Source organism: Streptohalobacillus salinus, assembly GCF_003201605.1.
Taxonomy (GTDB): domain Bacteria; phylum Bacillota; class Bacilli; order Bacillales; family Amphibacillaceae; genus Streptohalobacillus; species Streptohalobacillus salinus.
This window is the reverse complement of sequence record NZ_QJJR01000002.1, coordinates 206,780-232,255: the sequence shown is the minus strand read 5'-3', so window position 1 is coordinate 232,255 and position 25,476 is coordinate 206,780. Positions and strand designations below refer to the sequence as shown.

Annotated in this window: 26 protein-coding genes; 19 read left to right on the top strand and 7 right to left on the bottom strand. The window is 37.3% G+C overall.

Translation table 11 applies throughout. The features are described from left to right. Positions 1-16 precede the first annotated feature (16 nt). The 3 genes from DES38_RS02580 (at position 17) to DES38_RS02570 (ending at position 4,396) form a co-directional block, all read left to right on the top strand. The gene (locus DES38_RS02580) at positions 17-1,765 is read left to right on the top strand and encodes an ABC transporter ATP-binding protein (RefSeq protein WP_110250520.1); all 1,749 of its coding nucleotides are present in this window, start codon (positions 17-19) and stop codon (positions 1,763-1,765) included. Positions 1,766-1,781: 16 nt separating this feature from the next. Next, positions 1,782-3,611, top strand: a complete 1,830-nt coding sequence (locus DES38_RS02575; protein ID WP_110250519.1) for an ABC transporter ATP-binding protein — start codon at positions 1,782-1,784, stop codon at positions 3,609-3,611. A 113-nt stretch (positions 3,612-3,724) separates the two neighbouring features. Continuing rightward, positions 3,725-4,396 (top strand): potassium channel family protein, encoded by a 672-nt coding sequence (locus DES38_RS02570; RefSeq protein WP_110250518.1) that lies wholly within the window; start codon positions 3,725-3,727, stop codon positions 4,394-4,396. Between the two features lie 63 nt (positions 4,397-4,459). On the opposite strand, the gene rnjA is transcribed toward DES38_RS02570, so the two are convergent. The 3 genes from rnjA to def form a co-directional block, all read right to left on the bottom strand. Next, positions 4,460-6,127 (bottom strand): ribonuclease J1, encoded by a 1,668-nt coding sequence (gene rnjA / locus DES38_RS02565; RefSeq protein ID WP_110250517.1) that lies wholly within the window; start codon positions 6,125-6,127, stop codon positions 4,460-4,462. A gap of 3 nt (positions 6,128-6,130) precedes the next feature. Then, positions 6,131-6,340: a DNA-dependent RNA polymerase subunit epsilon gene (locus tag DES38_RS02560; RefSeq protein WP_110250516.1), complete on the bottom strand. Its 210-nt coding sequence runs from the start codon at positions 6,338-6,340 to the stop codon at positions 6,131-6,133. A 313-nt stretch (positions 6,341-6,653) separates the two neighbouring features. Next, the gene (def, locus tag DES38_RS02555; RefSeq protein ID WP_110250515.1) at positions 6,654-7,214 is read right to left on the bottom strand and encodes a peptide deformylase; all 561 of its coding nucleotides are present in this window, start codon (positions 7,212-7,214) and stop codon (positions 6,654-6,656) included. A gap of 236 nt (positions 7,215-7,450) precedes the next feature. On the opposite strand from def, the gene DES38_RS02550 reads away from it, so the two are divergent. The 6 genes from DES38_RS02550 (at position 7,451) to DES38_RS02525 (ending at position 14,865) form a co-directional block, all read left to right on the top strand. After that, positions 7,451-8,101: a YkyA family protein gene (locus DES38_RS02550; RefSeq protein WP_110250514.1), complete on the top strand. Its 651-nt coding sequence runs from the start codon at positions 7,451-7,453 to the stop codon at positions 8,099-8,101. A gap of 677 nt (positions 8,102-8,778) precedes the next feature. Continuing rightward, complete coding sequence (gene pdhA / locus DES38_RS02545) at positions 8,779-9,861, top strand: pyruvate dehydrogenase (acetyl-transferring) E1 component subunit alpha (RefSeq protein WP_110250513.1); 1,083 nt, start codon at positions 8,779-8,781, stop codon at positions 9,859-9,861. Positions 9,862-9,864: 3 nt separating this feature from the next. Continuing rightward, positions 9,865-10,842, top strand: coding sequence for an alpha-ketoacid dehydrogenase subunit beta (locus DES38_RS02540; RefSeq protein ID WP_110250512.1), 978 nt, complete (start codon positions 9,865-9,867; stop codon positions 10,840-10,842). 33 nt (positions 10,843-10,875) lie between these two features. After that, complete coding sequence (locus DES38_RS02535; RefSeq protein ID WP_110250511.1) at positions 10,876-12,480, top strand: dihydrolipoyllysine-residue acetyltransferase; 1,605 nt, start codon at positions 10,876-10,878, stop codon at positions 12,478-12,480. Positions 12,481-12,486: 6 nt separating this feature from the next. Then, positions 12,487-13,896, top strand: a complete 1,410-nt coding sequence (gene lpdA, locus DES38_RS02530) for a dihydrolipoyl dehydrogenase (protein ID WP_110250510.1) — start codon at positions 12,487-12,489, stop codon at positions 13,894-13,896. 96 nt (positions 13,897-13,992) lie between these two features. Further along, the gene (locus DES38_RS02525) at positions 13,993-14,865 is read left to right on the top strand and encodes a polysaccharide deacetylase family protein (RefSeq protein WP_110250509.1); all 873 of its coding nucleotides are present in this window, start codon (positions 13,993-13,995) and stop codon (positions 14,863-14,865) included. Between the two features lie 85 nt (positions 14,866-14,950). On the opposite strand, the gene DES38_RS02520 is transcribed toward DES38_RS02525, so the two are convergent. Next, entirely contained in the window at positions 14,951-16,423 is a 1,473-nt protein-coding gene (locus tag DES38_RS02520) for an aminotransferase class I/II-fold pyridoxal phosphate-dependent enzyme (RefSeq protein ID WP_110250508.1), read from the bottom strand. A gap of 98 nt (positions 16,424-16,521) precedes the next feature. Between DES38_RS02520 and DES38_RS02515 the strand changes: the two genes are divergently transcribed. After that, entirely contained in the window at positions 16,522-16,800 is a 279-nt protein-coding gene (locus DES38_RS02515) for a UPF0223 family protein (RefSeq protein ID WP_110250507.1), read from the top strand. Positions 16,801-17,117: 317 nt separating this feature from the next. Then, entirely contained in the window at positions 17,118-17,921 is an 804-nt protein-coding gene (locus DES38_RS02510) for an inositol monophosphatase family protein (RefSeq protein WP_110250506.1), read from the top strand. Between the two features lie 26 nt (positions 17,922-17,947). On the opposite strand, the gene DES38_RS02505 is transcribed toward DES38_RS02510, so the two are convergent. Next, positions 17,948-18,154: a YlaI family protein gene (locus DES38_RS02505; protein WP_110250505.1), complete on the bottom strand. Its 207-nt coding sequence runs from the start codon at positions 18,152-18,154 to the stop codon at positions 17,948-17,950. Positions 18,155-18,341: 187 nt separating this feature from the next. On the opposite strand from DES38_RS02505, the gene DES38_RS02500 reads away from it, so the two are divergent. Both DES38_RS02500 and DES38_RS02495 read left to right on the top strand, forming a co-directional pair. Then, a complete protein-coding gene (locus DES38_RS02500; RefSeq protein ID WP_245881943.1) occupies positions 18,342-18,608 on the top strand; it encodes a hypothetical protein in 267 nt (88 codons plus the stop codon). 197 nt (positions 18,609-18,805) lie between these two features. Next, on the top strand, positions 18,806-19,084 hold the full coding sequence (locus tag DES38_RS02495) for an Fpa/YlaN family protein (protein WP_425450526.1): 279 nt from the start codon (positions 18,806-18,808) through the stop codon (positions 19,082-19,084). Between the two features lie 51 nt (positions 19,085-19,135). Here DES38_RS02495 and ytvI read toward each other — a convergent pair whose 3' ends face one another. Further along, on the bottom strand, positions 19,136-20,194 hold the full coding sequence (gene ytvI, locus DES38_RS02490) for a sporulation integral membrane protein YtvI (protein WP_110250503.1): 1,059 nt from the start codon (positions 20,192-20,194) through the stop codon (positions 19,136-19,138). 218 nt (positions 20,195-20,412) lie between these two features. Here ytvI and DES38_RS02485 point away from each other — a divergent pair, with 218 nt between their 5' ends. The 5 genes from DES38_RS02485 to DES38_RS02465 all read left to right on the top strand — a co-directional run bounded on the left by DES38_RS02485 (position 20,413) and on the right by DES38_RS02465 (position 23,478). Continuing rightward, positions 20,413-20,850, top strand: coding sequence for a YlbF/YmcA family competence regulator (locus DES38_RS02485; RefSeq protein WP_110250502.1), 438 nt, complete (start codon positions 20,413-20,415; stop codon positions 20,848-20,850). A gap of 20 nt (positions 20,851-20,870) precedes the next feature. After that, complete coding sequence (locus tag DES38_RS02480; RefSeq protein ID WP_170114317.1) at positions 20,871-21,146, top strand: YlbG family protein; 276 nt, start codon at positions 20,871-20,873, stop codon at positions 21,144-21,146. 104 nt (positions 21,147-21,250) lie between these two features. After that, entirely contained in the window at positions 21,251-21,838 is a 588-nt protein-coding gene (rsmD, locus tag DES38_RS02475) for a 16S rRNA (guanine(966)-N(2))-methyltransferase RsmD (RefSeq protein WP_281267679.1), read from the top strand. Continuing rightward, a complete protein-coding gene (gene coaD, locus DES38_RS02470; protein ID WP_110250500.1) occupies positions 21,831-22,313 on the top strand; it encodes a pantetheine-phosphate adenylyltransferase in 483 nt (160 codons plus the stop codon). Before rsmD ends, coaD begins: the two co-directional genes overlap by 8 nt. A gap of 136 nt (positions 22,314-22,449) precedes the next feature. Continuing rightward, positions 22,450-23,478 (top strand): SepM family pheromone-processing serine protease, encoded by a 1,029-nt coding sequence (locus DES38_RS02465; protein ID WP_110250499.1) that lies wholly within the window; start codon positions 22,450-22,452, stop codon positions 23,476-23,478. A gap of 16 nt (positions 23,479-23,494) precedes the next feature. Here DES38_RS02465 and DES38_RS02460 read toward each other — a convergent pair whose 3' ends face one another. Then, complete coding sequence (locus tag DES38_RS02460; RefSeq protein ID WP_170114311.1) at positions 23,495-24,745, bottom strand: nucleotidyltransferase; 1,251 nt, start codon at positions 24,743-24,745, stop codon at positions 23,495-23,497. Between the two features lie 147 nt (positions 24,746-24,892). Here DES38_RS02460 and DES38_RS02455 point away from each other — a divergent pair, with 147 nt between their 5' ends. Beyond that, complete coding sequence (locus DES38_RS02455; RefSeq protein WP_110250497.1) at positions 24,893-25,417, top strand: YceD family protein; 525 nt, start codon at positions 24,893-24,895, stop codon at positions 25,415-25,417. Positions 25,418-25,476: the final 59 nt, after the last annotated feature.

Below are 25,476 nucleotides of genomic sequence, written 5' to 3'. Positions count from 1 at the left end.
AAGAGGAGGGAAAAGCTTGGATATATTTAAAAAATTAAAAGAATTCTATTGGCCACATAAAAGATATTTTATTACTTCGCTCTTTTTTGTGCTCATAGTTACAGCGATTACAGTTATTTATCCAATGGTGTTACAAATTACAATTGATGAAGTTATCATAGCTGAAGATTATGCACTTATACCTTACTTAGCAATAGGATTTATCTTATTAATGATGGTAAAAGGGATTGCAAATTTTACGCAACAATATCTTGGCGATTTGTTTGGTGTAACAAGCGTTTATCATTTACGTGATGCGTTATATCGTAAATTGCAACGGTTATCCTTCACATATTACGACAATGCACGAACAGGTGATTTGATGTCTCGTTTAACCATGGATGTGGAAGGCTTTAAGTTCTTTTTAGCGGCAGGATTTAAAGAATTAATTCGGGTCGTCTTTTTAATGGGAACAAGTATTATTGTTATGTTCTATTATTCCATTCCACTTGCACTCGTAACAATGGCTGTCATGCCATTACTAATCATTGTCGTGAAACAATTCGATAAAGAAGTACACCCAGCATTTCGATCGATCCGTAAATCATTAGGTAATCTAAACACGCGGATTCAAGAAAATGTTAGTGGTATGAACACCATCAAGTCACTATCAAAAGAAGATTTTGAAATCAGCCGATTTACCGTTGATAATCAAAAGTATCAGGATGTAAATATAAAAACAGCCTCAATTTGGGCACGCTACTTTCCATTTATGGAGTTTATCGGTAACTTAGCAATGATTGCCTTACTTATATTTGGTGGCTGGTTAGTGATTGATGAACAAATGAGTTTGGGTGAATTAGTGGCTTTCTTTAGTTTAGTCAACTATATTGTTGGACCGTTAATGCACTTAGGGTTTATTGTTAATCAGTTCTCACAAGCTAAAGCTTCTGGTGAACGCCTACTTGATATATTAGAAGCGGAAGAAGATATTGTTGATCCTAATAATGGCCATGCCTCATCTAGAATCAAAGGCGAGGTAGAGTTTGATGACGTTACTTTAAAATACACAGAACACGACGATCCAGCACTTAAGCATATTTCATTTAAAGTACCCCAAGGGAAAATTATTGGTTTAATCGGTGCAACCGGTGCTGGTAAATCAAGTATCACTCAGCTTATGACGCGTTTCTATGAGCCATCAGAAGGACACGTTTTCATTGATGGTAAAGATATATCATCTTATGATTTAAAACATTTACGTCAGCATATTGGTTTTGTACTCCAAGAACCATTTCTATTTTCGACAACAATCAAAGAAAATATTGCGTACGGTAGTCCTGATGTCTCACTAGAAGAAATCGTAACAGCAGCAAAACGAGCGCAAGCTCACGAATTTATTATGGAGATGCCTAAGGGCTATGACACGATGTTAGGTGAACGGGGAATGGGTTTAAGTGGCGGACAGCGGCAACGCATTTCAATTGCACGAGCGTTACTAATTGATCCAAGTATTCTCGTACTTGATGACGCAACATCAGCTGTTGATATGGAAACAGAGTTTAGCATTCAAAAAGCATTAAAAGAAGTGATGCAAGATCGAACAACATTTATTATTGCCCACAGAATTTCTTCACTTAAACATGCAGATGAAATCATTGTTTTAGATGAAGGAGAAATTGTTGAACGTGGTACCCATGATCAGTTGCTTGACAATGGTGGACCTTATCAACGTATTTATGACATTCAGTATCAAGACAAAGAAGCAATAATGGGAGCACGTTAAGAAAGGAGTGATAATTTTGGCTAAACACGAAAAAATATCAAGCGAAGGCGCATATACGAAGCGTTTTTATTATCCGCAAGAAAATGCAGTCGAAAAACCGTTCAACTGGAGTCAAATGGCACGACTCCTTAACTATTTAAAACCTTACACGAAAACACTGGTTCCAGCAGCCGTCGTTGCGATGCTTGTTAATATGATTGTTCGCTTATCGGTACCTATTATTATTGGACAATACGTAGTGGACACAGCGATTGCCAATCGAGATATTAGTCTCTTAACTTATTTGATTATCGGAATTTCTGTGCTTTATTTAGCAAACTTTATTGCTAACCGTTTTAGAATCCGTACAGTCAATGTTCTCGGGCAGCGCACCATTCACGATTTACGGAAAGAATTGTTCTCACACGTCCAGCGACTCTCACATAATTTCTTTGATAATCGATCAGCAGGATCGATTCTCGTTCGGATTTTAAATGATGTGAATTCATTGCAAGAACTTTTTACAAATGGGATTATAAATCTATTGATGGATATTATTATGTTGGTCGGGATTATTGTTATTTTATTCGCACTAAGTCCGCAATTAGCATTAGCTGTTTTAGTGATCTTACCGATTATGTTTTATATCTCGACTAAATTACGCCGAAACATTCGCCATTCTTGGCAAGATGTTCGTATTCAAAAATCGCGTTTAAATTCACATTTAAATGAGAGTATTCAAGGTGTCCGCATCACACAGTCGTTTGTTCAAGAAGAGGAAAATACTCAATACTTTAAGGGTGTGAATGGAAGTAACTTTGAAAAAGAGCGCTTAGCTATGAAAAAGAGTGCTTATTTTGGCCCGTTCGTTGAAATGAGTAATGCGATCGGAACTGTTATTTTAATCGCCTACGGTTCACATTTAATTATAAATGGGGCATTTGCAATTGGGACCTTTGTTAGTTTTGCGTTCTACTTGGGTATGTTCTGGGAACCAATTTCACGGCTAGGCCAAATATATAACCAGCTCTTGGTAGCGATGGCGTCATCAGAGCGTATCTTTGAATTTCTTGATGAACAACCAAACGTTGAAGAAAAGAAGAATGCAAAAACATTTAACGATATGCAAGGTCATATTGCGTTTGATCACGTGAAATTCTCCTATGATGATGAGCGTGTTGCTTTACATGAAATTTCAATTGACATTAAACCTGGTTCAACGGTCGCCTTAGTTGGTCACACAGGCTCTGGTAAATCGACAATTGCTAACCTTATTAGTCGTTTTTATGATCCGACTGAAGGAAAAGTAAAAATAGACGGTTATGATCTCAGAGACATGAAAGTACAAAATTTAAGAAGTAATATCAGTGTTGTTTTGCAAGACACATTTATATTCTCTGGTTCCATTATGGATAACATTCGATTTGGTCGTCCTGAAGCCAACGACGAAGAGGTAATCGAGTCAGCTAAAATTGTTGGTGCTCATGAATTCATTTTAAGATTGGCTGACGGCTATGATACAGAAGTTGAAGAGCGTGGCAATATTTTATCAGCGGGTGAACGACAGTTATTATCATTCGCACGCGCCTTGTTAGCAGATCCGAAGATTTTAATCCTTGATGAGGCCACTGCTAGCATTGATACAGAAGCTGAAATGAAAATACAAGAAGCCTTAAGGAAGTTGTTAAATGGACGTACAGCTATTATGATTGCGCACCGTTTATCAACCATCCGAGAAGCTGACAACATTATCGTTTTAGAGAATGGACGAATTCTAGAACAAGGTAATCATGATGAACTGATTGAACAAGAAGGTGAGTATTACTCACTTGTGAAATCTCAATTTGAGATGCTTGATGAACTCTAATTTGTATACCATGAGGTGACTTTAAGTTAAGAAAGCTTGAAGTCACTTTTTGTTTGTTATTTTCTTTAAATATGCTAGACTATAAGATGTAAATGTGTTGGGAGGAATGCGATTTGAAACGCGAATTTGCAGTAATCGGCCTGGGTCGTTTCGGTGGAAGTGTTTGTCGTGAACTATCGAGAGAAGGCATGGAAGTTTTAGCGATTGATACGACTGAAAGTAAGGTAAATGAGTTTAGAAATATTGCCTCACATGCTGTTATTGCTGATGCAACAGATGAAAAAGTATTAAAAGAATTAGGCATTAGAAATATTGACCATGTAATTGTTGCGATCGGGGAAGACATTCAAGCAAGTATATTAACAACGCTAATGTTAAAAGAATTAGGGATAAAAAAAATTACTGTGAAAGCTCAAAATGATTATCATGAAAAAGTATTAATTAAAATTGGGGCTGATCAAGTTATTCACCCTGAACGTGACATGGGAAAGAAAATTGCGCATTCTATTATATCTAGTAATATATTAGATCATTTGGAGCTATCTGATGATCATAGTATTGTCGAGATTAAAGCTAGTAATAAGATTGTTGGACGTACACTTGTTGATTTAGATATTCGTGCCAATTACGGTTGTAATGTTGTCGCAATTAAATCGGGTGAAAGCAAAGAAATAAATGTATCGCCGATGGCAACAGAACGTATTCTTGACGGAGATACTTTAGTTATTATTGGTGCAGATAAAGATATTTCTAGGTTCGAAAAACAATTAGTAATTGAAGATTAATTCTAATCGTTGCACAAAAAATACCGAGCGCTCACTTGAGCGCTCGGTATTTTGTATTTAATCTCATACTTCCATAATGATTGGTAAAATCATCGGCCGACGTTTTGTTTTTTCAAACAAGAAGGGTTGGATTGTATCTGTTATTTCATTTTTAATCTCAGACCATTGGGTTGTTTTACGCTCCATCACTTTAGAAACGTGTTTCTCAACTAATTTCTGAGCCTCATTAATCAGATCTTCTGACTCACGCATGTAAACAAAACCGCGTGAAATAATATCAGGACCTGATGCGATTTTAAATTCTTTCATGTTGATGCTCACAACAACGATGACTAGACCTTCTTCAGATAAGATACGGCGATCACGTAAGACGATATTACCAATATCACCAATACCGCTACCATCGACATAAACCGCGCCAGAAGGAATCTTACCAGCGATTTGCGCAGATTCTTTACCGAGCGCTAGTACGTCACCGTTATCCATAACAAAGCAGTTATCTGCTTCAACATCACATGCTATCGCATGTTTGACGTGTTCTTGTAACATCCGGTGCTCACCATGAATCGGCATAAAGTATTTTGGACGCATCAATCGTAACATTAATTTTTGTTCTTCTTGAGCACCGTGACCAGATGTATGGATATCGTTGAGTGGGCCGTGAATGACATCAGCACCTGCACGAGATAAACTATTAATCATCCGGCTAATACTAATGGTGTTACCTGGAATTGGTGAAGACGAGAACACAACGGTATCATTTGGAATAATTGAAATTTGACGGTGCGTGCCGTTTGCAATCCGTGATAATGCAGCCATTGGCTCACCTTGAGACCCTGTACAAAGAATGGTTACTTTATTAGCAGGTAATCTGTTGATTTGATATGAATCGATAAATGTGTCGTCAGGTGCGTTGATGTAGCCAAGTTCACGACCAATCGCAATCGAAGCTTCCATACTACGACCGAAAACTGCAACTTTACGATTGTGTTTCACAGCACCTTCAACCATTTGCTGTAAGCGATAAATATTTGATGCAAAAGTTGCAAATATTACGCGGCCATTTACACGATTGAAAATATCGTTGATGCTGTCTCCGACAATTCGCTCTGACATTGTGAAGCCAGGGACCTCACTGTTCGTTGAATCTGAGAGAAGACATAAGACACCTTCTTTACCGATTTCAGCCATTTTGGCGATATTTGCTGGTTCTCCTACTGGTGTAAAATCAAATTTGAAATCACCTGTGTGCACGACATTACCAGGTGGTGTCTTAATGACAACACCATATGAATCAGGAATACTGTGTGTTGTTCTAAAGAATGTAACAGATGTTTTTCTAAACTTAATAACGTCATCTTCATTGTAAACATGCAATTTTGCTTGACGTAATAACCCGTGTTCATCTAATTTGTTTTTAATTAATCCCATTGCTAACTTTCCGGCGTAAATGGGAATATTAATTTGGCGTAACAAGTATGGAATCCCACCGATGTGATCTTCGTGACCGTGTGAAACAAAAAGCCCTTTAATTTTATCTTGATTTTGGACAAGATACGTGTAATCTGGAATAACATAATCAATTCCAAGAAGTTCATCTTCAGGGAACTTAATTCCGGCATCAACTAAGATAATTTCATCTTGAAACTGAATCCCGTACATGTTTTTCCCGATTTCATCTAATCCTCCAATGGCGAATACAGCGGTTTGGTCGTTTTTCACAAATTTCATCGCTTATACATTCTCCACTTTAAAATCTTCAGATTGTTTTTCATACGCCAAATGGTCGCCATCCAGTTGTTGTACGAATTCAATATTGATACCGCGGTCTTTTAAGAGACGACGTACCTCACGTTCATTACTTGCTTCTAAATATAGAGAATGTGTATTCTCACGAACTGGCACTTCGCCAGCATGTTCTTGATATAATACTTTGAAAATCATTTTATCTCTCCTTCTTATTTTTTCCTTTTTTTACATAGTAAACAGATGTTTAAGTGAATCGAGATTCAACCTAAGCATTAGGGACGCGATTTTGGTTTAATAATCTTTTTAATTTCTTACGAAGCTTTTCTCTTAGCCGTCTTAGCATGTCAAACAGCTCCTTTCAAAAAGCAAAAACTTATCATCCGATCCAACCCTTATAACTATATTATAGTACGAAAAAAAGGATTTGAAAACAGAAACATCTGAAAGGGACTAGATTTACAGCATAAAACAAGCATTTTAGAGAAGTCAGGCATTAACTTAGGCAACACTACTCAGTAATATCACAAGGTTTTGCACCATCAGGCGTTTTAAAAGGATCGTTTTTATTAATATGATCGTAAAACATAATGCCATTTAAGTGATCAATCTCATGTTGAAAGACGACAGCAGCATAACCCTTTAATCGTAGTTTGACAGGCTCACCATTTAGATTAATTGCTTTTATAGTGATACGCATGTGTCGTGGTACAATACCTGGTACTTCACGGTCGACAGATAAACACCCTTCACCAGTTGAGATGTATGTTTGTTCAACCGAATGACTAATTATTTTTGGATTATAGTAGCCATCGCTATAACTGTTACCATTTAAATCTTCAAAATGAACAGCCATCATGCGTTTAGACAAACCAAGTTGTGGTGCAGCTAGGCCGACACCAGGACGTAATTCGTATTTTTCACTTATTTCCGGGTCTTGTGAATTTTGAATAAAGGTAAGCATGTCAGTTAATGTTTCTTGATCTTCTTTATTAGGAGGCATTTCAACCGGCGCTGCACTTTCAGTTAGGGTTGGATAGCCTTCTCTTACAATATCTTTCATAGTAATCACGATATGTCTACTCCTTTTGCATATGTTCTGATCAAAATCGACGGTCACTCAACTGTATCATAGTGTAACATATTTTTCGGGTATTTGGTTATCTTTTCGCTCGGAGTGGTTTAAATAAAAATGGATAGATCAAGAAAATAGTAAAAAAGCAAGCAAGGGGTGTCTAAACACCAGTATCGTATGTTATAATAATTTAGAATAAAAAATCAAGGTGAAAAGTGAATGGAGGAACGATTGTGCGCTTAAAATTTTTAGCAGTCCTTTTATTGAGCTCAATGTTTTTATTTGCATGCTCAGGAGAAAATACGCAAGAAGATATGTATGAACATATGGAAGAATCCGTTCAGTTAGAGACGGAATTTGTTGAACAACAGCAATCCATTAAAACGCTTGAAGAAGAAGAACAAGCAATTTATCAAGAAATTAAAGATTTAGGTATTGATCAATATGAAGAAATTACAGCACTTGCTGATGAAGCAATTGCTTCAATTGAATCTCGTCGTGAATTGACAGAAACAGAACGTGAAAGCATTGAAGCTTCTAAGGAAGAATTCGATAATATCATTCCGTTAATTGACGATTTAGAGGACGAAACCTTACAAACACGTGCTAATGAAATGGTTGATGCAATGGAAAATCGTTACAACGCATTTATCGCACTGAATGACGCTTACCAGACATCGCTTGATTATGATAGTGAGTTATATCAATTACTAAAGGATGAAGAATTAGAAGAAGAAGCCTTTACTGAACAAGTTGAAAAGGTTAATGCACAGTATCAAGTGGTAATTGAAGAAAATCAAGCATTTAATGATGCGACTGATCAATTCAATGAAGCGAAACGTGCATTTTATGATGCGTCAGATTTAAATATCTCTTATGAATAAAATTGACTAAAGTTTAAAAAGCGCAATGGCTTAGGGCATTGCGCTTTTTTTGTTTGCTCTTTTTTAAATCGTATTGGTTAAGAGAAGAGATTTCTGGAACAATGAGTGAGTTGATTGAAAGAGTATTCTGCTCAAAATTGGGTTTTCAAAATAGACGATTTATTCTACTTCAGTATCACTCAGACAAGGGTGCAATAACAAGCTTAATATTTTCTTGAAAAAAATCGAGACATTAATAAACCAGAGGCTACTCGGAAGAAAAGATATTCTATAACAAAATTGTGAGAGATTGAGCATAAAAAGAAAAGGTTGAATTTAAAGCGTTCTCCTGTAATACACAGTTTGGATTCGGACTGATACAGTTGTTGTTTTTAAAGTGAAACAGTTCACAATAAGGGATTTTTTAAACCTTTTTGTAAAAATAATTGTTAAGTTATTTGTGCAAAGTGATTGACCCGAATTAAATATTAGGCTAAACTGAAATCAGAAATTAAATTGTACTAATCAGAACGAAAATTAATTATATAACAGTTTGTTTTTCTCTTTAAAAAAAGGTTATAAAAATTAATTTAAGGGTATTGTTACTTTAGGTGCAATTTAAGTTTAATTTTATGAGAATAAAATTAAACCACATACATTAAAAATATGAGTGGAAAAGAAAGGAAGAGGTGAGTCTTTTGAAACGTACTAACGAAAAGTTTGCAGAGCAGTTCCCAACGTTTCAAATTCTGAATGAAGAAGGTAAAATTGTTAACGAAGAAAAAATGCCTGATTTATCAGAAGATGAATTAAAAGAATTAATGACAAGAATGGTGTATACGAGAATTTTAGATCAACGATCAATCGCATTGAATCGTCAGGGTCGATTAGGGTTCTACGCACCTACAGCAGGACAAGAAGCATCACAATTAGGGTCACAGTTCGCACTGGAACAAGATGATTTCTTGTTACCTGCCTACCGTGATGTTCCTCAATTAATCTGGCAAGGGTTACCTCTATATAAAGCTTTCCTATGGTCTAGAGGACATTATGTAGGAAGTCAAATGCCTGAAGAAGTTAATGCTTTGACGCCTCAAATTATTATTGGTGCACAGTATGTCCAAACTGCTGGTGTTGCACTTGGCATAAAGAAACGTAATGAAAAACGTGTAGCAATTACTTATACTGGTGATGGTGGTACATCGCAAGGTGATTTCTATGAGGGCATGAACTTTGCTGGGGCTTTTAATGCGCCTGCGATCTTTATTGCTCAAAATAACCGTTTTGCTATTTCTACACCTGTAGAAAAACAAACAGCTGCTAAAACATTAGCCCAAAAAGCTGTTGCAGCGGGTATTGAAGGTATTCAAGTTGATGGTATGGATGTGCTTGCTGTTTATGTAGCAACGAAAGAAGCACGTGATCGTGCCGTAAACGGAGAAGGACCAACATTAATTGAAACGCTTACTTACCGCTATGGTCCACATACGATGGCTGGTGATGATCCAACACGTTATCGTACTGAGGATTTGGATAGCGAATGGGAGCAAAAAGATCCATTGGTACGCTTCCGTAAATATCTAGAAGAAAAAGGTATTTGGTCAGAAGATCAGGAAAATGAGATCATCGAAAAAGCAAAAGCTGATATTAAAGAAGCTATTAAGCAAGCAGATGATACACCTAAACAAAAAGTTACTGACTTAATTTCAAATATGTATGAAACACTTCCTGCTAACTTACAAGAACAAATGGAAGAATATAAAGCAAAGGAGTCGAAGTAAATCATGGCTCAAATGACAATGATTCAAGCAATTACTGATGCATTACGTTGCGAACTTAGAGATGATGAAAATGTACTGATTTTTGGAGAAGACGTTGGTAAAAATGGCGGGGTATTCCGTGCAACTGAAGGTCTTCAAGATGAGTTTGGCGAAGATCGTGTATTTGATACGCCATTAGCTGAGTCAGGTATTGGTGGTTTAGCTATCGGTCTGGCAACACAAGGTTTCCGCCCTGTGCCTGAAATCCAATTCTTCGGATTTGTCTATGAAGTAATGGATTCAATTAGTGGACAAATGGCTCGTATGCGTTACCGTTCAGGTAATTCAGAAAATGCACCAATTACGATCCGCTCACCTTTTGGTGGTGGTGTTCACACACCAGAGATGCACGCGGATTCACTGGAAGGTTTAATGGCGCAACAACCTGGGTTAAAAGTTGTAATTCCATCTAATCCATACGATGCGAAAGGCTTATTAATTTCTTCTATCAGAGACAATGACCCGGTTATCTACTTAGAGCACATGAAACTCTATCGTTCATTCCGTGATGAAGTGCCAGAAGACTCGTATGAAGTTGAGTTAGGTAAAGCTAAAATTACTCGCGAGGGGACTGACGTTACTCTTATCGCCTATGGTGCAATGGTGCAAGCTTCTGTGAAAGCTGCAGAAGAACTTGAGAAAGATGGCATTAGCGCTGAAGTTGTTGATTTACGTACAATTGCTCCATTTGATGTGGAAACAGTGGTTGAATCGGTTAAGAAAACAGGTCGCGCAGTTGTTGTTCAAGAAGCACAGCGTGTTGCGGGTATTGCTTCACAAATCGTTGCAGAAATTCAAGAACGTGCGATCTTACATCTAGAAGCACCTGTTCTACGTGTGACTGCTCCGGATACTGTTTATGCATTTACACAAGCAGAAGAAGTTTGGTTACCAAATCATAAAGATATCGTAGCAAAAGTAAACGACGTAATTAACTACTAATAAACAATGAATTAACCAGGGAGGTTAGCTATAATGGCTTTTGAATTTAAAATGCCTGACATCGGTGAAGGTATTCATGAAGGCGAAATCGTCAAATGGTTTGTAAAAGCTGGTGACGAGATTAAAGAAGATGATGTATTATGTGAAATTCAAAATGATAAATCTGTAGTAGAAATTCCATCACCCGTTGACGGTACCGTCAAAGAAGTACACTTTGGTGAGGGTGATGTTGCAACTGTTGGTGAAATTCTACTTACAATTGATGCAGAAGGTTATGAAAGTAACGAATCTGAAGATGCTTCTAAAGAAGAAGCTGAAAAAGAAGATAAAACGGAAGAAACATCTGATGGAAAAGGTGTGTTCGAATTTAACTTACCTGACATTGGTGAAGGTATCCATGAGGGTGAAATCGTTAAATGGTTTGTAAAAGCTGGCGATGAAGTTAAAGAAGATGACGTTTTATGCGAAATTCAAAATGACAAATCTGTGGTGGAAATTCCATCCCCAGTTGAAGGTACGGTAAAAGAAGTACACTTTAATGAAGGTGATGTCGCAACTGTAGGTGAAGTGATTATCTCAATTTTTGCAGAAGGTTATGATGCTGCACCTAAAGTAGAACCAGAGTTGAAAGAAGAACTGAAAGAAGATTCGAAACAAGCAAAAGATGCTGACGAAGACACATCAGGAACTGCAGCTAGTAAGCGTGTGATTGCAATGCCTTCAGTCCGTAAATTCGCACGTGATAATGATGTTAAGATTGGTAATGTAAAAGGTACTGGTAAAGGCGGTCGTATCTTAAAAGCAGATGTTGAAGCATTTATGAATGGTGAACAAACATCTGAAGCGCCGAAATCAGAAACTAAAGCAGACGATACGAAAACGGCAACAAAAGAAGAAAAAGCAACAGACAAAGGTGTTAAAAAATCTACAGCTGACTTACCAGAAACACGTGAAAAAATGTCTGGTATCCGTAAAGCAATTTCTAATGCAATGGTTAATTCCAAGCACACGGCTCCGCATGTAACTTTACATGATGAAGTTGACGTGACAGAGTTAGTTAATCACCGGAAGAAATTCAAACCAGTAGCAGCTGAAAAAGATATCAAATTAACATACTTACCGTATGTTGTTAAAGCACTTGTTTCAGCGCTGAAACAATTCCCAGTATTAAATGCAGAAGTTGATGATAGTACAGATGAAATTGTCTACAAACACTATTACAACATTGGTATTGCTGCAGATACTGATAAAGGATTACTTGTTCCTGTTGTCAAAGATGCAGATGCTAAGTCAATCTTTGAGATTTCTAAAGACATTAATACATTAGCAGCTAAAGCTCAAGAAGGTAAATTATCTAATGATGAGATGCGTGGTGGCTCATGCACAATTACTAACATTGGCTCTGCGGGTGGTCAGTGGTTCACACCAGTGATCAATCACCCAGAAGTTGCGATTTTAGGAATTGGCCGTATTGCTGAAAAAGCAGTTGTTAAAGATGGTGAAGTTGTTGTCGCACCAGTGCTTGCACTTTCATTAAGTTTCGATCACCGTATCGTAGATGGTGCAACAGCGCAATATGCTTTAAACCAAGTGAAACGTTTATTGAACGATCCACAATTAATCATGATGGAGGCGTAATCGAATATGGTAGTAGGAGATTTCCCAATTGAAATAGATACTCTAGTTGTTGGTGCTGGACCTGGTGGCTATGTAGCTGCCATCCGCGCTGCCCAAACAGGTCAAAAAGTTACAGTTGTAGAAAAAGGCGCAGTTGGCGGGGTGTGCTTAAATGTAGGATGTATCCCTTCTAAAGCATTAATCCAAGCTGGACACCGCTACGAAGAAGCGCATGGCGCTGACGAAATGGGCATTAAAACTGAAAATGTTACGGTTGATTTCAGTAAAGTCCAAGATTGGAAAGCGAGTGTGGTTAATAAGTTAACCTCAGGTGTTGAAGGGTTACTTAAAAGCAACAAAATTGATATCGTTGCCGGTGAAGTTTACTTTGTCGACCAAAATACAGTACGTGTAATGGATGAGAAAAAATCTCAAACCTATACTTTTAATAACTGTATCATTGCGACAGGTTCTACACCGATAGAAATTCCATCATTTAAATACTCAAAACGTATTTTAGATTCTACAGGTGCACTCAACCTGAAAGAAATCCCTAAAAAATTAGTAGTTATCGGTGGTGGCTATGTCGGTACTGAACTTGGTACATCATACGCAAACTTTGGAACAGAAGTGACCATCTTAGAAGGTATGGATGACATTTTAAATGGTTTTGAAGAAGACATGTCAGCGATAGTTAAACGCCATCTTAAAAAGAAAAACGTTAAAATTGTCACTGGCGCAATGGCTAAATCATCTGAAGAATCAGAGGATAGCGTAAAAGTAACGTATGAAGCTAACGGTAAAGAAGAAACAATCGAGGCAGATTACGTACTTGTTACAGTTGGACGTTATCCAAACACGAAAGAAATTGGACTTGAACAAGTCGGTGTGGAAATGACGGACCGTGGCTTAATAGAGATTGATAAGCAATGCCGGACAAACTTAGATAATATTTATGCAATTGGTGATATTGTCGCAGGCCCGCCACTTGCCCACAAGGCATCTTATGAAGGTAAAATTGCTGCTGAAGCAATTGCTGGTCATAAATCTGAAATTGACTACAATGGCATTCCAGCTGTTGTATTCTCTGATCCTGAACTAGCGACCGTAGGTTATACTGAACAAGAAGCCAAAGAAGCAGGTTATGATGTAAAGTCAGCGAAATTCCCATTTGCAGCTAATGGTCGTGCACTATCATTAAGTAGTTCTGATGGTTTTGTTCGATTAGTTACCCGCAAAGAAGATGGACTTGTTATTGGTGCGCAGATTGCAGGTACTAATGCAAGTGACATGATTTCTGAATTAGGTCTAGCCATTGAGTCTGGTATGACCGCAGAAGACTTAGCGCTTACCATCCATGCTCACCCAACACTCGGGGAGATTACAATGGAAGCTGCTGAAGTTATTATGGGTACACCGATTCATGTTGCTCGATAATCAAATTTATTTTATCAAACACCAGAAACATTTTGTTTCTGGTGTTTTTTTATGTCAAAATATTGTAGAATAGAGATAACGAGAGGAAGGGTACATATGAAAAAAATCACAACAGGAATTAGCCTTTTATTATTGATTCTATTTATCACAGCTTGCAATAACGAATCTGTTGATGAACCCGACACTGAAACAGCAGGTAATGAAGAAGTTGATCCTTCAAATGAAGCAGAAGACAGTGATTCAGCTGAACAAGATTTACCAGCAGATGACGGAGCTGAAGATTCAGAAGAGAGTGATGAAGAAGTGACCGAAGAAACGCCAGATGAACCAGAAGTAAGTTATCAAGTGAATCAAAATAATTGGGCAGTTGAGCCAATTGAAGAAGGCATTGATGAAAAAGTTGTTTTGTTAACAATAGACGATGCACCTGATGGTCAAGCACTAGAAATGGCGCAGACATTAAAATCACTAGAAGTACCAGCTATATTCTTTGTTAATGGTCATTTTTTAGCTACGGATGAAAAGCATGACATATTAAAAGACATTCACGATATGGGGTTTGCGATAGGGAACCATACGTTTAATCATCCGAATTTACAGGATATATCAGGAGAGGAACAACGCCAACAATTGGTTGATTTGAATGATTTAATTGAATCAATCATTGGAGAGCGTCCGCAGTTTTTCCGCGCACCTTTTGGCGCAAATACTGATGAGTCACTGGCTATCGCCGAGGAAGAAAATATGGTCGTGATGAACTGGAGTTATGGTTACGATTGGGAAAAAGACTATCAAGATGCCACAAATTTAGCAGATATCATGGTAAATACCGAATTCTTACGCGATGGCGCAAATCTTCTCATGCATGACAGAACGTGGACAAATGAAGCCTTACCTGATATCGTCTCAGGGTTAAGAGAGAGAGGCTATTCTTTTGTTGATCCAGATGCAATAAAAAAAGTTGATTAAGACACTCAACTAAATCGGTAATAAAAGTTAAACACGTGTAAACGTCTGGGCAAGTACTGCCTAACGTTTGACACGTGTTTATTTTTTAAGTAATTGCATGCATTTCTTTAATGACATGAATGGTTTCTAGCGTTTCATCTTCTAGTCCTTGTACGGGTAACCCTGCTTCAACATTTGCTTCAATATAATCAAGGCTTTCTGTAGTAATAATTTCTCCAGGAATAAAAATAGGAATCCCAGGTGGGTAAATCATAATAGATTCTGCACTAATGCGGTTGGCACTAGCTTTTAAAGGAATCACTTCTATTTCAGCATAAAAGGCATCTCTCGGTGACATTGCCAAAGTAGGAATAGGTGGATGACTAACTTGAACGGTACGTTCGGTAGCATCTTTGCTATAAGTTCTAACAAGTTCAGATAAGGCCATAAGCAGTAAATTTATGGTTTCTTTAGAATCCCCAGGAGTAATGATGCAAAGGATGTTGTACATATCTGATAATTCAACTTCAATATTATAATGAAGTCGCAACCACTTCTCTACGTCGTATCCTGTAAGTCCAAGTTGTTTGACTGAAACCAAAATTTTAGTAGGATCATAGTCAAATGTAGCATCAGTGCCTAAAATTTCACTGCCAGGACAATACAAGTAATCAAGCGCATTAATTTGTTGGCGCAAGCGATTCGCGTAAGTAATTGTTTCACTCAATCGATCATAACCTTGTGTTTTTAAATATTTTCTACTGACATCGAGTGATGCTAGTAATACATAAGAAGTTGATGTCGTTGTTAGCATTGACAATACTGTCTGGACACGTTCTTTATTTACGAAGCCTGTCCGACCATTTAAGACGGAGCTACCAGTCATCGATCCTCCGAGCTTATGCACACTTGTTGCTGCAAGATCAGCACCAGCAGCCATTGCGGAGACTGGTAAATCTTCATGGAAGTGAATATGGACCCCATGTGCTTCATCAACAAGTACAGGTATGCCATGACTATGAGCAATATCAACGATATGCTTAAGGTCAGCTGAAACCCCGTAATAAGTAGGGTTTATAACAAAGACTGCTTTCGCATCGGGGTGTTGTTGTATGGCATGTTCAACAGAAATGGGTGTAATTCCATGCGCAATGCCTAGCTCAGTATCTAGCTCAGGATGAACAAAGATGGGGATGGCACCAGAAAAAATTAAGGCTGAGGTCACCGATTTATGAATGTTTCGTGGTACAATAATCTTATCGCCTGGTCGGCATACACTAAGGACCATCGCCATTATAGGGCTGCTTGTGCCTTGAACGCTAAAAAAGGTGTACTCTGCACCAAAAGCATCAGCAGCTAAAGCTTCTGCTTCCTTGATCATACCGCTGGGATGATGCAAATCATCAAGTGGAGCGATATTGATTAAGTCAATCGCTAGCGTGTTTTCACCAATGAAATCGCGAAATGTTTTATCCATACCGCGTCCGTTTTTATGACCGGGGATATGAAATGGCACCGGGTTATTTTCTATGTGTTTGATTAACCCCGTAAACAGAGGTGTTTTTTCATGTGATTGCATAATAAACTCCTTTAATAGAAAAAATTGTGTGTTAAAGCAAAAGAATTATAGCAAAAAAAAATATAAATAGCCATAAAAAATTTTGAAGAGGTGAAGACATGAATTATTCATTCCCAATTGATTTGGATTGGTCAACTGAAGAAATGGTAAAAGTTGTAGAGTATTTAGATATTGTTGAAAAAAGTTATCATCAAGCCGTTTCAACCAAAGAACTGATCGATAAATATAAAGCGTTCAAAACAGTTGTTTCCAGTAAAGGTGAAGAAAAACAGATAGGGCGTAAGTTTGAAAAAGATACCGGTTACTCCTTGTATCAGACCATCGAAACAGCTAAACGCACTGAAAAAATGTACCTGAAAATGAACAACGGTAAATAAACTATTAAAAAAACAATTATCAATTGATAAAGCTGACACTACTTATGATATTTTTTGTGGTTTATTTGAAAAATTCTAGTGTAGCTTTCGTGCCTTAACAGGTTAGAAACAAGCCTTAGAATCTATCGCTGATCGATTTAATACGTTCAGCCTGATTTAGGGCTGTAGCTTCACTTAATGATACCGGCATAGATAGCAACGCTACTTTTCATTTTAACATATATTGCAGAAGTTCTCCTTGTTAATGCGTCGTGAAACGTTGATTACTAAAATAAAGAAAAATGAAGGATTAAAAAAAGAAAAGAGGGACAATAATTATGGAAAAATTTCAAACAGAAACCGTTTATCAAGCAGCTAAAAGCTGGGTTCTAGAGGCAGGAGAAATGATTCGAAAACGTATTGATGATCCACGAGAAATTGATACGAAATCAAATGAAAATGATCTTGTAACAGAGATGGATAAGGCAGTTGAACAATTTTTCGCTAACAAAATCCGCACTCACTTTCCAGGTCACTTCATTTTATCTGAAGAAGGGTTCGGCGACAAAGTAGAAGCGCTAACGGGTACAGTGTGGATCATTGATCCGATTGACGGGACAATGAATTTTATTCATCAAAAAAGACTGTTTTCAATTTCTTTAGCTGTTTTTCATGAAGATGTAGGTGAGATTGGGCTTGTCTATGATGTCATGGCAGATGTATTGTATCATGCTAAAAAAGGGCAAGGGGCCTATAAAAATGAGCGTTTACTTCAGCGTATAGCTAACGCAAAAACGCTAGAGACTTCAATTTTTATGATGAATACATTATGGACGACCGAAAATCCATATGTAGATGATGTGAAAGTTCGAGAACTTGTGAAGCGCGTACGTGGGGTTAGAACCTATGGTTCAGCTGCACTTGAATTTGCATATTTGACAGAAGCTATTGTTGATGGTTATGTTTCTTTTAAACTGTATCCATGGGATTTTGCGGCCGGAGCCATTTTGTATAATGAAGTAGGCGGTGTGATAAAGCAAGCAGACGGATCACCACTTAGTTTTTTAAAACAAGAACCACTCGTTGCCGGTCACCCAGATATCGTAGATGAAGTGATTAGTCGCTATTTAGAACTAAAATAATATCTAACTAAATGTGAAGACGACCTTTACGATAAGTAAGGGTCGTCTTCATATTTTTCTTCATATAATTTGAAATCACCAGAACGATGGCGCGCTTCAGTGTTTTTAGCAATACGCTCGGAGCATTCTGTACATAAATAAAGATGCTTTCTTCTATTTCGTAATTTTTTGGCTAATGGTGAATTATAATCTATATCATCAATGCGATCGCAAATAGGACATTTTACATCCATTTCATATTCCTCCGCTTCTGTCAATCAATTGCTCACTTGTTTATTCTGCTATTATTGCTTATTTTAGCATAAATCAAGTGAAATGAGAATGAAGAGATAGAAGGAATTCATCAAAAAGAGAAAAAGCTTGACGTTTAGTGTCGCTTATTAATGGGAATTCTTATAGTAAAGGAAAGGGAGGAGAATTATGAATAAACAAACTAAAGCATATATGGCTGCAGGCGTGATTACTGGGGTGGCTGCAAGTGCAGGTTTATTACTACTTAATTCAGAGCGTCGTTCAAGTTTGAAAGAAAAAGGAGAAGATTTACTTTTCAAACTGAAATTAAAAAAACATGATGATTTTCCATTAGAAGAAGCAGCGGGCTATGACAGTGAAGATGTAGGAAATGTAGACATGGTTAGTGAAGGTTCTCAATTTGGTGTCAACTATTATAATAAAGTGAGAGATTAAAATGCGGAAGAGAAGGCCCTTGTTAACGAAGCGTTTATGTCGTTAACAAGGGTTATTTTTGTAGATGAATATATTCGAAACTGACTGTATAATCGTGATCATTTGATCAAGGTCTTCTTTTGAAATGACTTGCAATTTTTATTTAATACCTTTAATATAAATAAAAGAAGGATCTATTGTAGAGGGGGATTTGTATGATGGAAAAAGCTATACTGACGGATGCTAACAAAGCCTATGCCCTTCTGAAGGCAGATGCGGATAAAATATTGAAATTAATCCAAGTACAAATGGATAATTTAATGATGCCTCAGTGTCCTCTATATGAAGAGGTTTTAGATACACAGATGTTTGGGTTATCACGTGAAATTGACTTTGCTGTTCGCTTGAATTTAATCGAAGAAGTGGAAGGTAAAGCGTTACTAGATAATTTAGAGAAACAATTAAATAGATTGCATGAAAATGCGCAACTAGGCTAAAACACGATCCATTCGGATCGTGTTTTTGTCTATTGTATGATAAGACTTTGATTATAGCTTTAGATTGAATTTAATGATGCCTGCTTCTTTGGCAGAAGTGAAGGCAATAACAACGAGTGGTCCAATGAAAAAGCCTAAGAATCCTAACAATTTTAAGCCAACATACATCGCAATAAGCGTCGCTAACGGTGACAGGCCAATGTGTTGACCCATTACTTTCGGTTCTACGGTGCGTCGAATGGCCAAGAGAATAATTGCTAAAATCGCAAGTTGAGTCCCCATAAGGATGTTCCCGGTCAAAAACATGTAAACTGACCAAGGGGCTAAAATGGCGATCGAACCGATAATCGGAATTAAATCAATTAGCCAAATAGTTATTGCCATAATCATTGCGTATTTTGGAATAATGATAAATAAGCCGATTAGTGTGACAGCTAGAATGATTAAACTAACAAAGAATTGTGCTTTTAAAAAACCAACAAGAACACTTTTTAAACGCTTGTTCATAAATTGGATTTTTTCAGATGTATCTTCAGAAAACAATGAATAGAATTTCGCTTTTAAAATAGGTAACTCTAACATGAATAAGAATAAAGCAATCAAATAAACAACAAAACTTACGATATAATTGGGAATGGCAGCAACAATCTTAGCTAAACGATCAACGCGTACCCATGCTCTTAAGATGGTTGTTAATTGCTGAACAGAACTTTCGATGCTTGCACGTACTTCTGTAATGAATTCAGAGGGCAAGTCTTCTAAAACACGTTCTAAGTCTTGGCTCCATTCTAGTACCATACCGTTCACTTGTAAAATATACTCTGGTGCATTTTCTACAAGATCAATTAACTGTGTGATAGCGTTGGTTGTGATGTAAGCGCCAATGAAAATAAATAGAAATAAAAAAGCAAGATAAACAAGCGTTGTACTTAGTTTGCGATTCAATTTAAATCGTGATTCGATACTATTAATGATTGGATTTAAAAACAATGCCGTAATAAACCCAAATACTAACGGTAACGAAACCGGGAATATAAATAAGAAGAAAATTATTAATATGATTCCAACAAAGATCAGCGACCATTGTCGTTTTGTTAGTAATTTGCGCAATGCGTAACCCTCCAGTAAGTCTTTGATGATGCTTCTCATTGAAATATATCATGTATGATAAAATTTTGATAGTGAAAAACAAATTAGAAAATAATTATTTTTATGAAATGTATTTTACTGTATTGCGAGGATTGAAACATTTTTTTCTGTGAAATGTAAGCTGTTGCTTTTCAATCCAAATAAATACTGGTATAGTTAGAGAAGTGGAGGTGTTTTTAATGTTAGCAACTATAGAAATTATTGATTTATTAGATGAAACAGATGAATTAATTTCAATGATTAATCACTCAGAAGCGATGGTTAATTATTTAAATAAAAAAGAACAATTAAAGAAAGACTCCGAAGCCCAAGCATTAATTCGGACGTTTGAACAGAAGAAAATCGACTATGAAGATATTGAGCGATTTGGACGTTATCACCCAGATTACAGCAAAATTTTAAAAGAAACGCGTTTACTTAAACGTGAAATAGATATGCATGACACCGTAGCTGCTTTTACTCAGGCTGAGCGTCAATTACAGACCTTATTAGAAGATGTAACAGAGCAGCTTGCGCACACAATCAGTGAAGATATTATTGTTGAAAGAGAACATGCGTTGTTTACTGAGCATAAAAAGGGTTGTAGTACTGGCGGCGGTTGTGGTTGTAGTGCATAATTAAAGAGGTGAATGGTTTGATACGTACTAAAAGGCAAGGGTTGATTGTTTGGTTTCAGCATATGAAAAATATTAAGCAATTGAAACGTTATGGACATCTAATTAGTGTTTCCAGAAAGCTTCGTTATGCCGTTATTTATGTTGACCAAGAAGAAATTGAAGAAAAATACGAAAAATTTGAGAAGTTGGCATATGTCTCAAAAGTCGCTTATTCACATAAACCAATGATTCGGACAACCTTTGAGAGTAAGAAGCTTGATAAGAAGAAGGATTATGAATATGAGATGGGCATTTAAGACTTATAACAACAGGTTATAAGTCTTTTTGTCATTGTGATTAAATTGTGATAGGATACTAAAGTATTCATCGAAATATCTACATAACAGTAAGTGAAGAACGCATGAGAGAGGTGATTCGTTTGCGAGTTGTCGCTGGCGAACATAAGGGAAGAAAATTAAACACTGTCGCCAATAAGTTAACGCGTCCAACATCAGATAAAGTAAAAGAAGCACTTTTTAATCGGATTGGACCCTTCTTTAACGGCGGCGTTGCATTGGATTTATTTGCGGGAAGCGGCGGTCTAGGAATTGAGGCGCTTAGTCGTGGCATCGATAAGGTAATATTCGTCGATCAACAATTACAAGCCATTCAAAAAGTGAAAGAAAACTTAACAAGTTTGGCTTTGAATGAGCGAGCAGAAGTATACCGTAACGATGCGTTTAGAGCATTAAAAGCATTAGGTAAACGCGAGATTATTTTTGATTATATCTTTTTAGATCCGCCCTATAAACAAGACTTTTATGATAAAATTCTTGAAGCGCTTACCAAATATAATCTCACGAATGAAAACACATTGTTAATATTGGAGCACGATACATCAGTCGTTTTACCAGAAATCATCCATGGTTTTAAACAATTGCGCAGTGAAAAATATGGTGGCATTACCGTGATTTCATTGTATCAGAAAGAAGGAAATGATCATGACTAAGTTAGCGATATGTCCAGGAAGCTTTGACCCGATCACGTATGGTCATTTAGATATCATTGAACGCGCGGCAAAAGTATTTGAACACGTTATTGTTGCCGTATTTCATAATGATTCAAAAGAACCATTGTTTACGGTGGAAGAACGCATGCGTCTGATAACAGAAGCGACTGCTCACATTGAAAATGTTTCGATTGATCGTCACGGCGGATTATTGATGGATTATGCGCGTGAAAAGCAAGCAGAAGCTGTAGTAAGAGGGCTCAGAGCAGTCAGTGATTTTGAGTATGAACTACAAATAACCTCAATGAACCGCAAGTTAAATAAGAATGTAGAGACATTTTTCATTATGTCAAACAACAAGTATTCTTTCCTCAGTTCAAGTATGGTTAAAGAAGTAGCAAAATACAATGCGAATGTTGCGGATTTAGTGCCGCCTTGTGTTGAACTCGCGTTAAAACGAAAATTTGACCAATAAAGAGTGCGCTTAAACTGAACAGATTATGTTCGGTTTAAGTTTAAAATAAAAATCGAACATATATTCGCTTAGGAGGGGTAATCTTAGGGATTGAAAGATTTAACCTTTTCGGCGACATAGAAATGGAGGGAATCAAATGCAGTGGGTGAAAAAACACGGAATATTTTTAGTGTTTATTAGTGTCATTCTGATTGGGAGTTTATTACCACTACCTTATTACATTTATAAGCCTGGATCAGCCGATCCATTAAACCCTGTGGTTGCGGTTGAAGCGGGTTATGACAGTGAAGGAGACATGCATTTAGTAACCATTAGAGGCGGTCGAGCGACACCGCTGAATTATATTATTGCGCTATTTTCAGATTATCAAGATATTTATCCGCTTGAAGAAGTTTTTCCGGAAGGATATGATCGCGATAACTATATGAAAAATCAATTAATGATGATGGAAAGCGCCCAACAAAAGTCAGTGCTCGTTGCTTTTGATCAAGCGAATGTTGACTATCACGTTGAATATGAAGGGGTTTATGTCGTTGATGTTTTAGCGGGGATGCCGGCAGAAGCTGTGCTTGAAACAGGTGATAAGATTATTGCAATTGAAGGACAATCCATTGTTGATGCTGATGATTTAATCGAAAAAGTAGAAAGTTACCAAGTTCATGACGAACTCAAGTTTACTGTAATCAGGGATGAAGAATCATTTGAAACAATAATTGAACTCGTACCTTTTGAGACTGATGCTGATGATTTTGGGATTGGTATTCAATTGGTAACTAATCGAGAGGTTGAGTTAAGTAGAGACGTTGTATTTGATAGTGGCGATATTGGAGGTCCAAGCGCCGGTTTAGCACTTGCGCTTGAGGTCTATGATCAATTGACGTCAGAAGACATTACGCACGGGTTAAACATCGCTGCTACTGGTGAAATCGATTATGATGGATCTGTCCATCGCATTGGTGGTGTGGATAAAAAAGTAGTGGCCGCTGATAAACAAGCGTGTGATATTTTCTTTGTGCCGAATGAAGAAGGTCGTGAACATTCGAATTATTTGGTTGCCAAACAAACAGCGGAAGCTATTGGGTCAGACATGGCAATCGTGCCGGTAGATACGATTGATGATGCCTTAAACTATTTAACTGATTTACAAATCGCACACGGCAAGTAAATAACAAACGACAAGCTCATAGAAAGGGCTTGTCGTTTGTGATATCTGTTTGAATAGTAGTGGCTTCGTTTAATTCATTATCGCCCCGATAAGGGGGGCGGAATTCTCTAGAGATAAACGTGTCCATCAACGGCTGGTAATAAATACGAGAAGCAGTCACATCAAGTGAAAGGTGAGGCGGCATCTCTTTTTTTACTTGTCCAAAAAATGAAATATCCGCCCTGTGTTTTAAGTATTTCAGATACCGTTCGCCTTGTTTTGATTGTCCAAGAAGCCGGAATTGATTAAGCTTTGGTAGGGCATTTAATTGTGATTCAACATCAACTGCTTTAATGGATAAGAGTAATTGAACGAGTAGACGTGAAATTCTTGTATGGGTGTATCGCTTCGTATGAATCATCTTGAGAAATTCGGTAAACGTTGTCGCCTGCTTAGCCGCACGAACGAGTCGGTACTCAATTCCTTCATCCATCCCCTGAATGGTTCTCAGTTCCGATAAGTCATCTGTTAGTAAACGGTATTTTATGTAAGGATAATATAAATCCCAACTGTGGTAACGACCGGTTTGAGTTCGATAACTAATTAAATCATGGTAAGCCTTCTTAGGCATCGCCGTTTCTGGTTGCTTTGTTTCTTCAAAGAGGCTATTGCGTATAGCTGTGGCGCTAGAAATAGGGGTTTGTAAGACGCCATCATGATAAGCTGCTTGTTTCCGCTTAATCGTACCGATAGTGATGTCTGGATTTATTGCATTTCGGGCCTTAATATACCCCAACCCTAAAATGTTATTGGGGGTGGATTTTTCATCTGATTGAAGTCCCAATGCTACGACGGCTTTTTGATAAGCGAGCGGATAATTTAATCCATCATCTAAATACGGCTTTATCGATTGATTAATCGCTGAACGGTTAGCATCTAACTTGTTTTGTAGACCCATTAGTGCATCGATATCCCCTGATTCACTGCCGAAAATTAAGTGGTCTATTTGACATTTATTTAATAGCGTAAGTGCGGCTGTTGAAAAAATATCACTATGTTGGGTGGCGAAAATTGTTGGTAATTCAATCACTAAATCACAGCCGTGATCAATTGCCATCTTTGCCCGGGTGAACTTATCAACGATTGCAGGTGCGCCGCGTTGTAGAAATTGACCACTCATCACTGCAATAACAACCTCAGCGTTTGACTTTTTCAAGCTTTCTTCGATATGATAGAGGTGACCGTTATGAAAAGGATTATACTCAACAATTAAACCTAAAGCTTTCAATATCATTCACTCCTTCTAAGCGGTATTGTATCATAATTTACATGCAAGTTAAGCGATTCTAAAAATATCAACGTCTGTAAAGAAAAAATATTGACAAATGGTCAGTTTCCTTTTACAATAAACGTTGTGCTTTCCGAGGTGAGAGATATGAAAATTTCAATTCAGAAGATACTTCGCCAAGAAGAGGGCTTTCCTTTCGAAGGTGAAGTTGATGTATCCGAGCTCGAATCAATGGATAATGATATCCGTAAAGTTGGTTCAGTAGAAGTGGCTGGTGTAGCCACTGCGCAAAATAAGTTAATTACAGTAAACCTATCAATTAAGGGCAAGATGATTTTGCCATGTGCACGATCATTGGTTGATGTCCCTTATCCATTTGATATTCATACTGTAGAAGTGTTTTCCATTGATACGTACTACAAGGAGGAAGATGAGTCAGAAATTCATCCAGTTGATGGAGAAATACTTGACTTAGAACCTTTTATCAAGGAAAATGTATTATTAGAGATTCCATTTCGTGTCTTTGCTGACCCGGAAGTTATCGAGGCTCATGCTTTATCAGCTGGAGACGGCTGGACTGTAGTTGAAGAAAATGATAGTACGGATCAAATCGATCCAAGAATGTCTAAATTACAGTCATTATTACGTGATGATAAGAATGAAAATCAATAAGGATAAGTGTAAAGATCACTTCCCATCCTTTATCTGATAAAGGGGATTTTCGTTTCGGA

What these genes read in the sequence shown, in the direction of transcription:
- rnjA (WP_110250517.1), bottom strand. Translation starts at nt 6,127, where the DNA reads ATGAAATTTGTGAAAAACGACCAAACCGCTGTATTCGCCATTGGAGGA.
- DES38_RS02560 (WP_110250516.1), bottom strand. Translation starts at nt 6,340, where the DNA reads ATGATTTTCAAAGTATTATATCAAGAACATGCTGGCGAAGTGCCAGTT.
- DES38_RS02540 (WP_110250512.1), top strand. Translation starts at nt 9,865, where the DNA reads ATGGCTCAAATGACAATGATTCAAGCAATTACTGATGCATTACGTTGC.
- DES38_RS02535 (WP_110250511.1), top strand. Translation starts at nt 10,876, where the DNA reads ATGGCTTTTGAATTTAAAATGCCTGACATCGGTGAAGGTATTCATGAA.
- lpdA (WP_110250510.1), top strand. Translation starts at nt 12,487, where the DNA reads ATGGTAGTAGGAGATTTCCCAATTGAAATAGATACTCTAGTTGTTGGT.
- DES38_RS02525 (WP_110250509.1), top strand. Translation starts at nt 13,993, where the DNA reads ATGAAAAAAATCACAACAGGAATTAGCCTTTTATTATTGATTCTATTT.
- DES38_RS02520 (WP_110250508.1), bottom strand. Translation starts at nt 16,423, where the DNA reads ATGCAATCACATGAAAAAACACCTCTGTTTACGGGGTTAATCAAACAC.
- DES38_RS02515 (WP_110250507.1), top strand. Translation starts at nt 16,522, where the DNA reads ATGAATTATTCATTCCCAATTGATTTGGATTGGTCAACTGAAGAAATG.
- DES38_RS02510 (WP_110250506.1), top strand. Translation starts at nt 17,118, where the DNA reads ATGGAAAAATTTCAAACAGAAACCGTTTATCAAGCAGCTAAAAGCTGG.
- DES38_RS02505 (WP_110250505.1), bottom strand. Translation starts at nt 18,154, where the DNA reads ATGGATGTAAAATGTCCTATTTGCGATCGCATTGATGATATAGATTAT.
- DES38_RS02500 (WP_245881943.1), top strand. Translation starts at nt 18,342, where the DNA reads ATGAATAAACAAACTAAAGCATATATGGCTGCAGGCGTGATTACTGGG.
- DES38_RS02495 (WP_425450526.1), top strand. Translation starts at nt 18,806, where the DNA reads ATGGAAAAAGCTATACTGACGGATGCTAACAAAGCCTATGCCCTTCTG.
- DES38_RS02485 (WP_110250502.1), top strand. Translation starts at nt 20,413, where the DNA reads ATGTTAGCAACTATAGAAATTATTGATTTATTAGATGAAACAGATGAA.
- rsmD (WP_281267679.1), top strand. Translation starts at nt 21,251, where the DNA reads ATGAGAGAGGTGATTCGTTTGCGAGTTGTCGCTGGCGAACATAAGGGA.
- coaD (WP_110250500.1), top strand. Translation starts at nt 21,831, where the DNA reads ATGACTAAGTTAGCGATATGTCCAGGAAGCTTTGACCCGATCACGTAT.
- DES38_RS02465 (WP_110250499.1), top strand. Translation starts at nt 22,450, where the DNA reads ATGCAGTGGGTGAAAAAACACGGAATATTTTTAGTGTTTATTAGTGTC.
- DES38_RS02455 (WP_110250497.1), top strand. Translation starts at nt 24,893, where the DNA reads ATGAAAATTTCAATTCAGAAGATACTTCGCCAAGAAGAGGGCTTTCCT.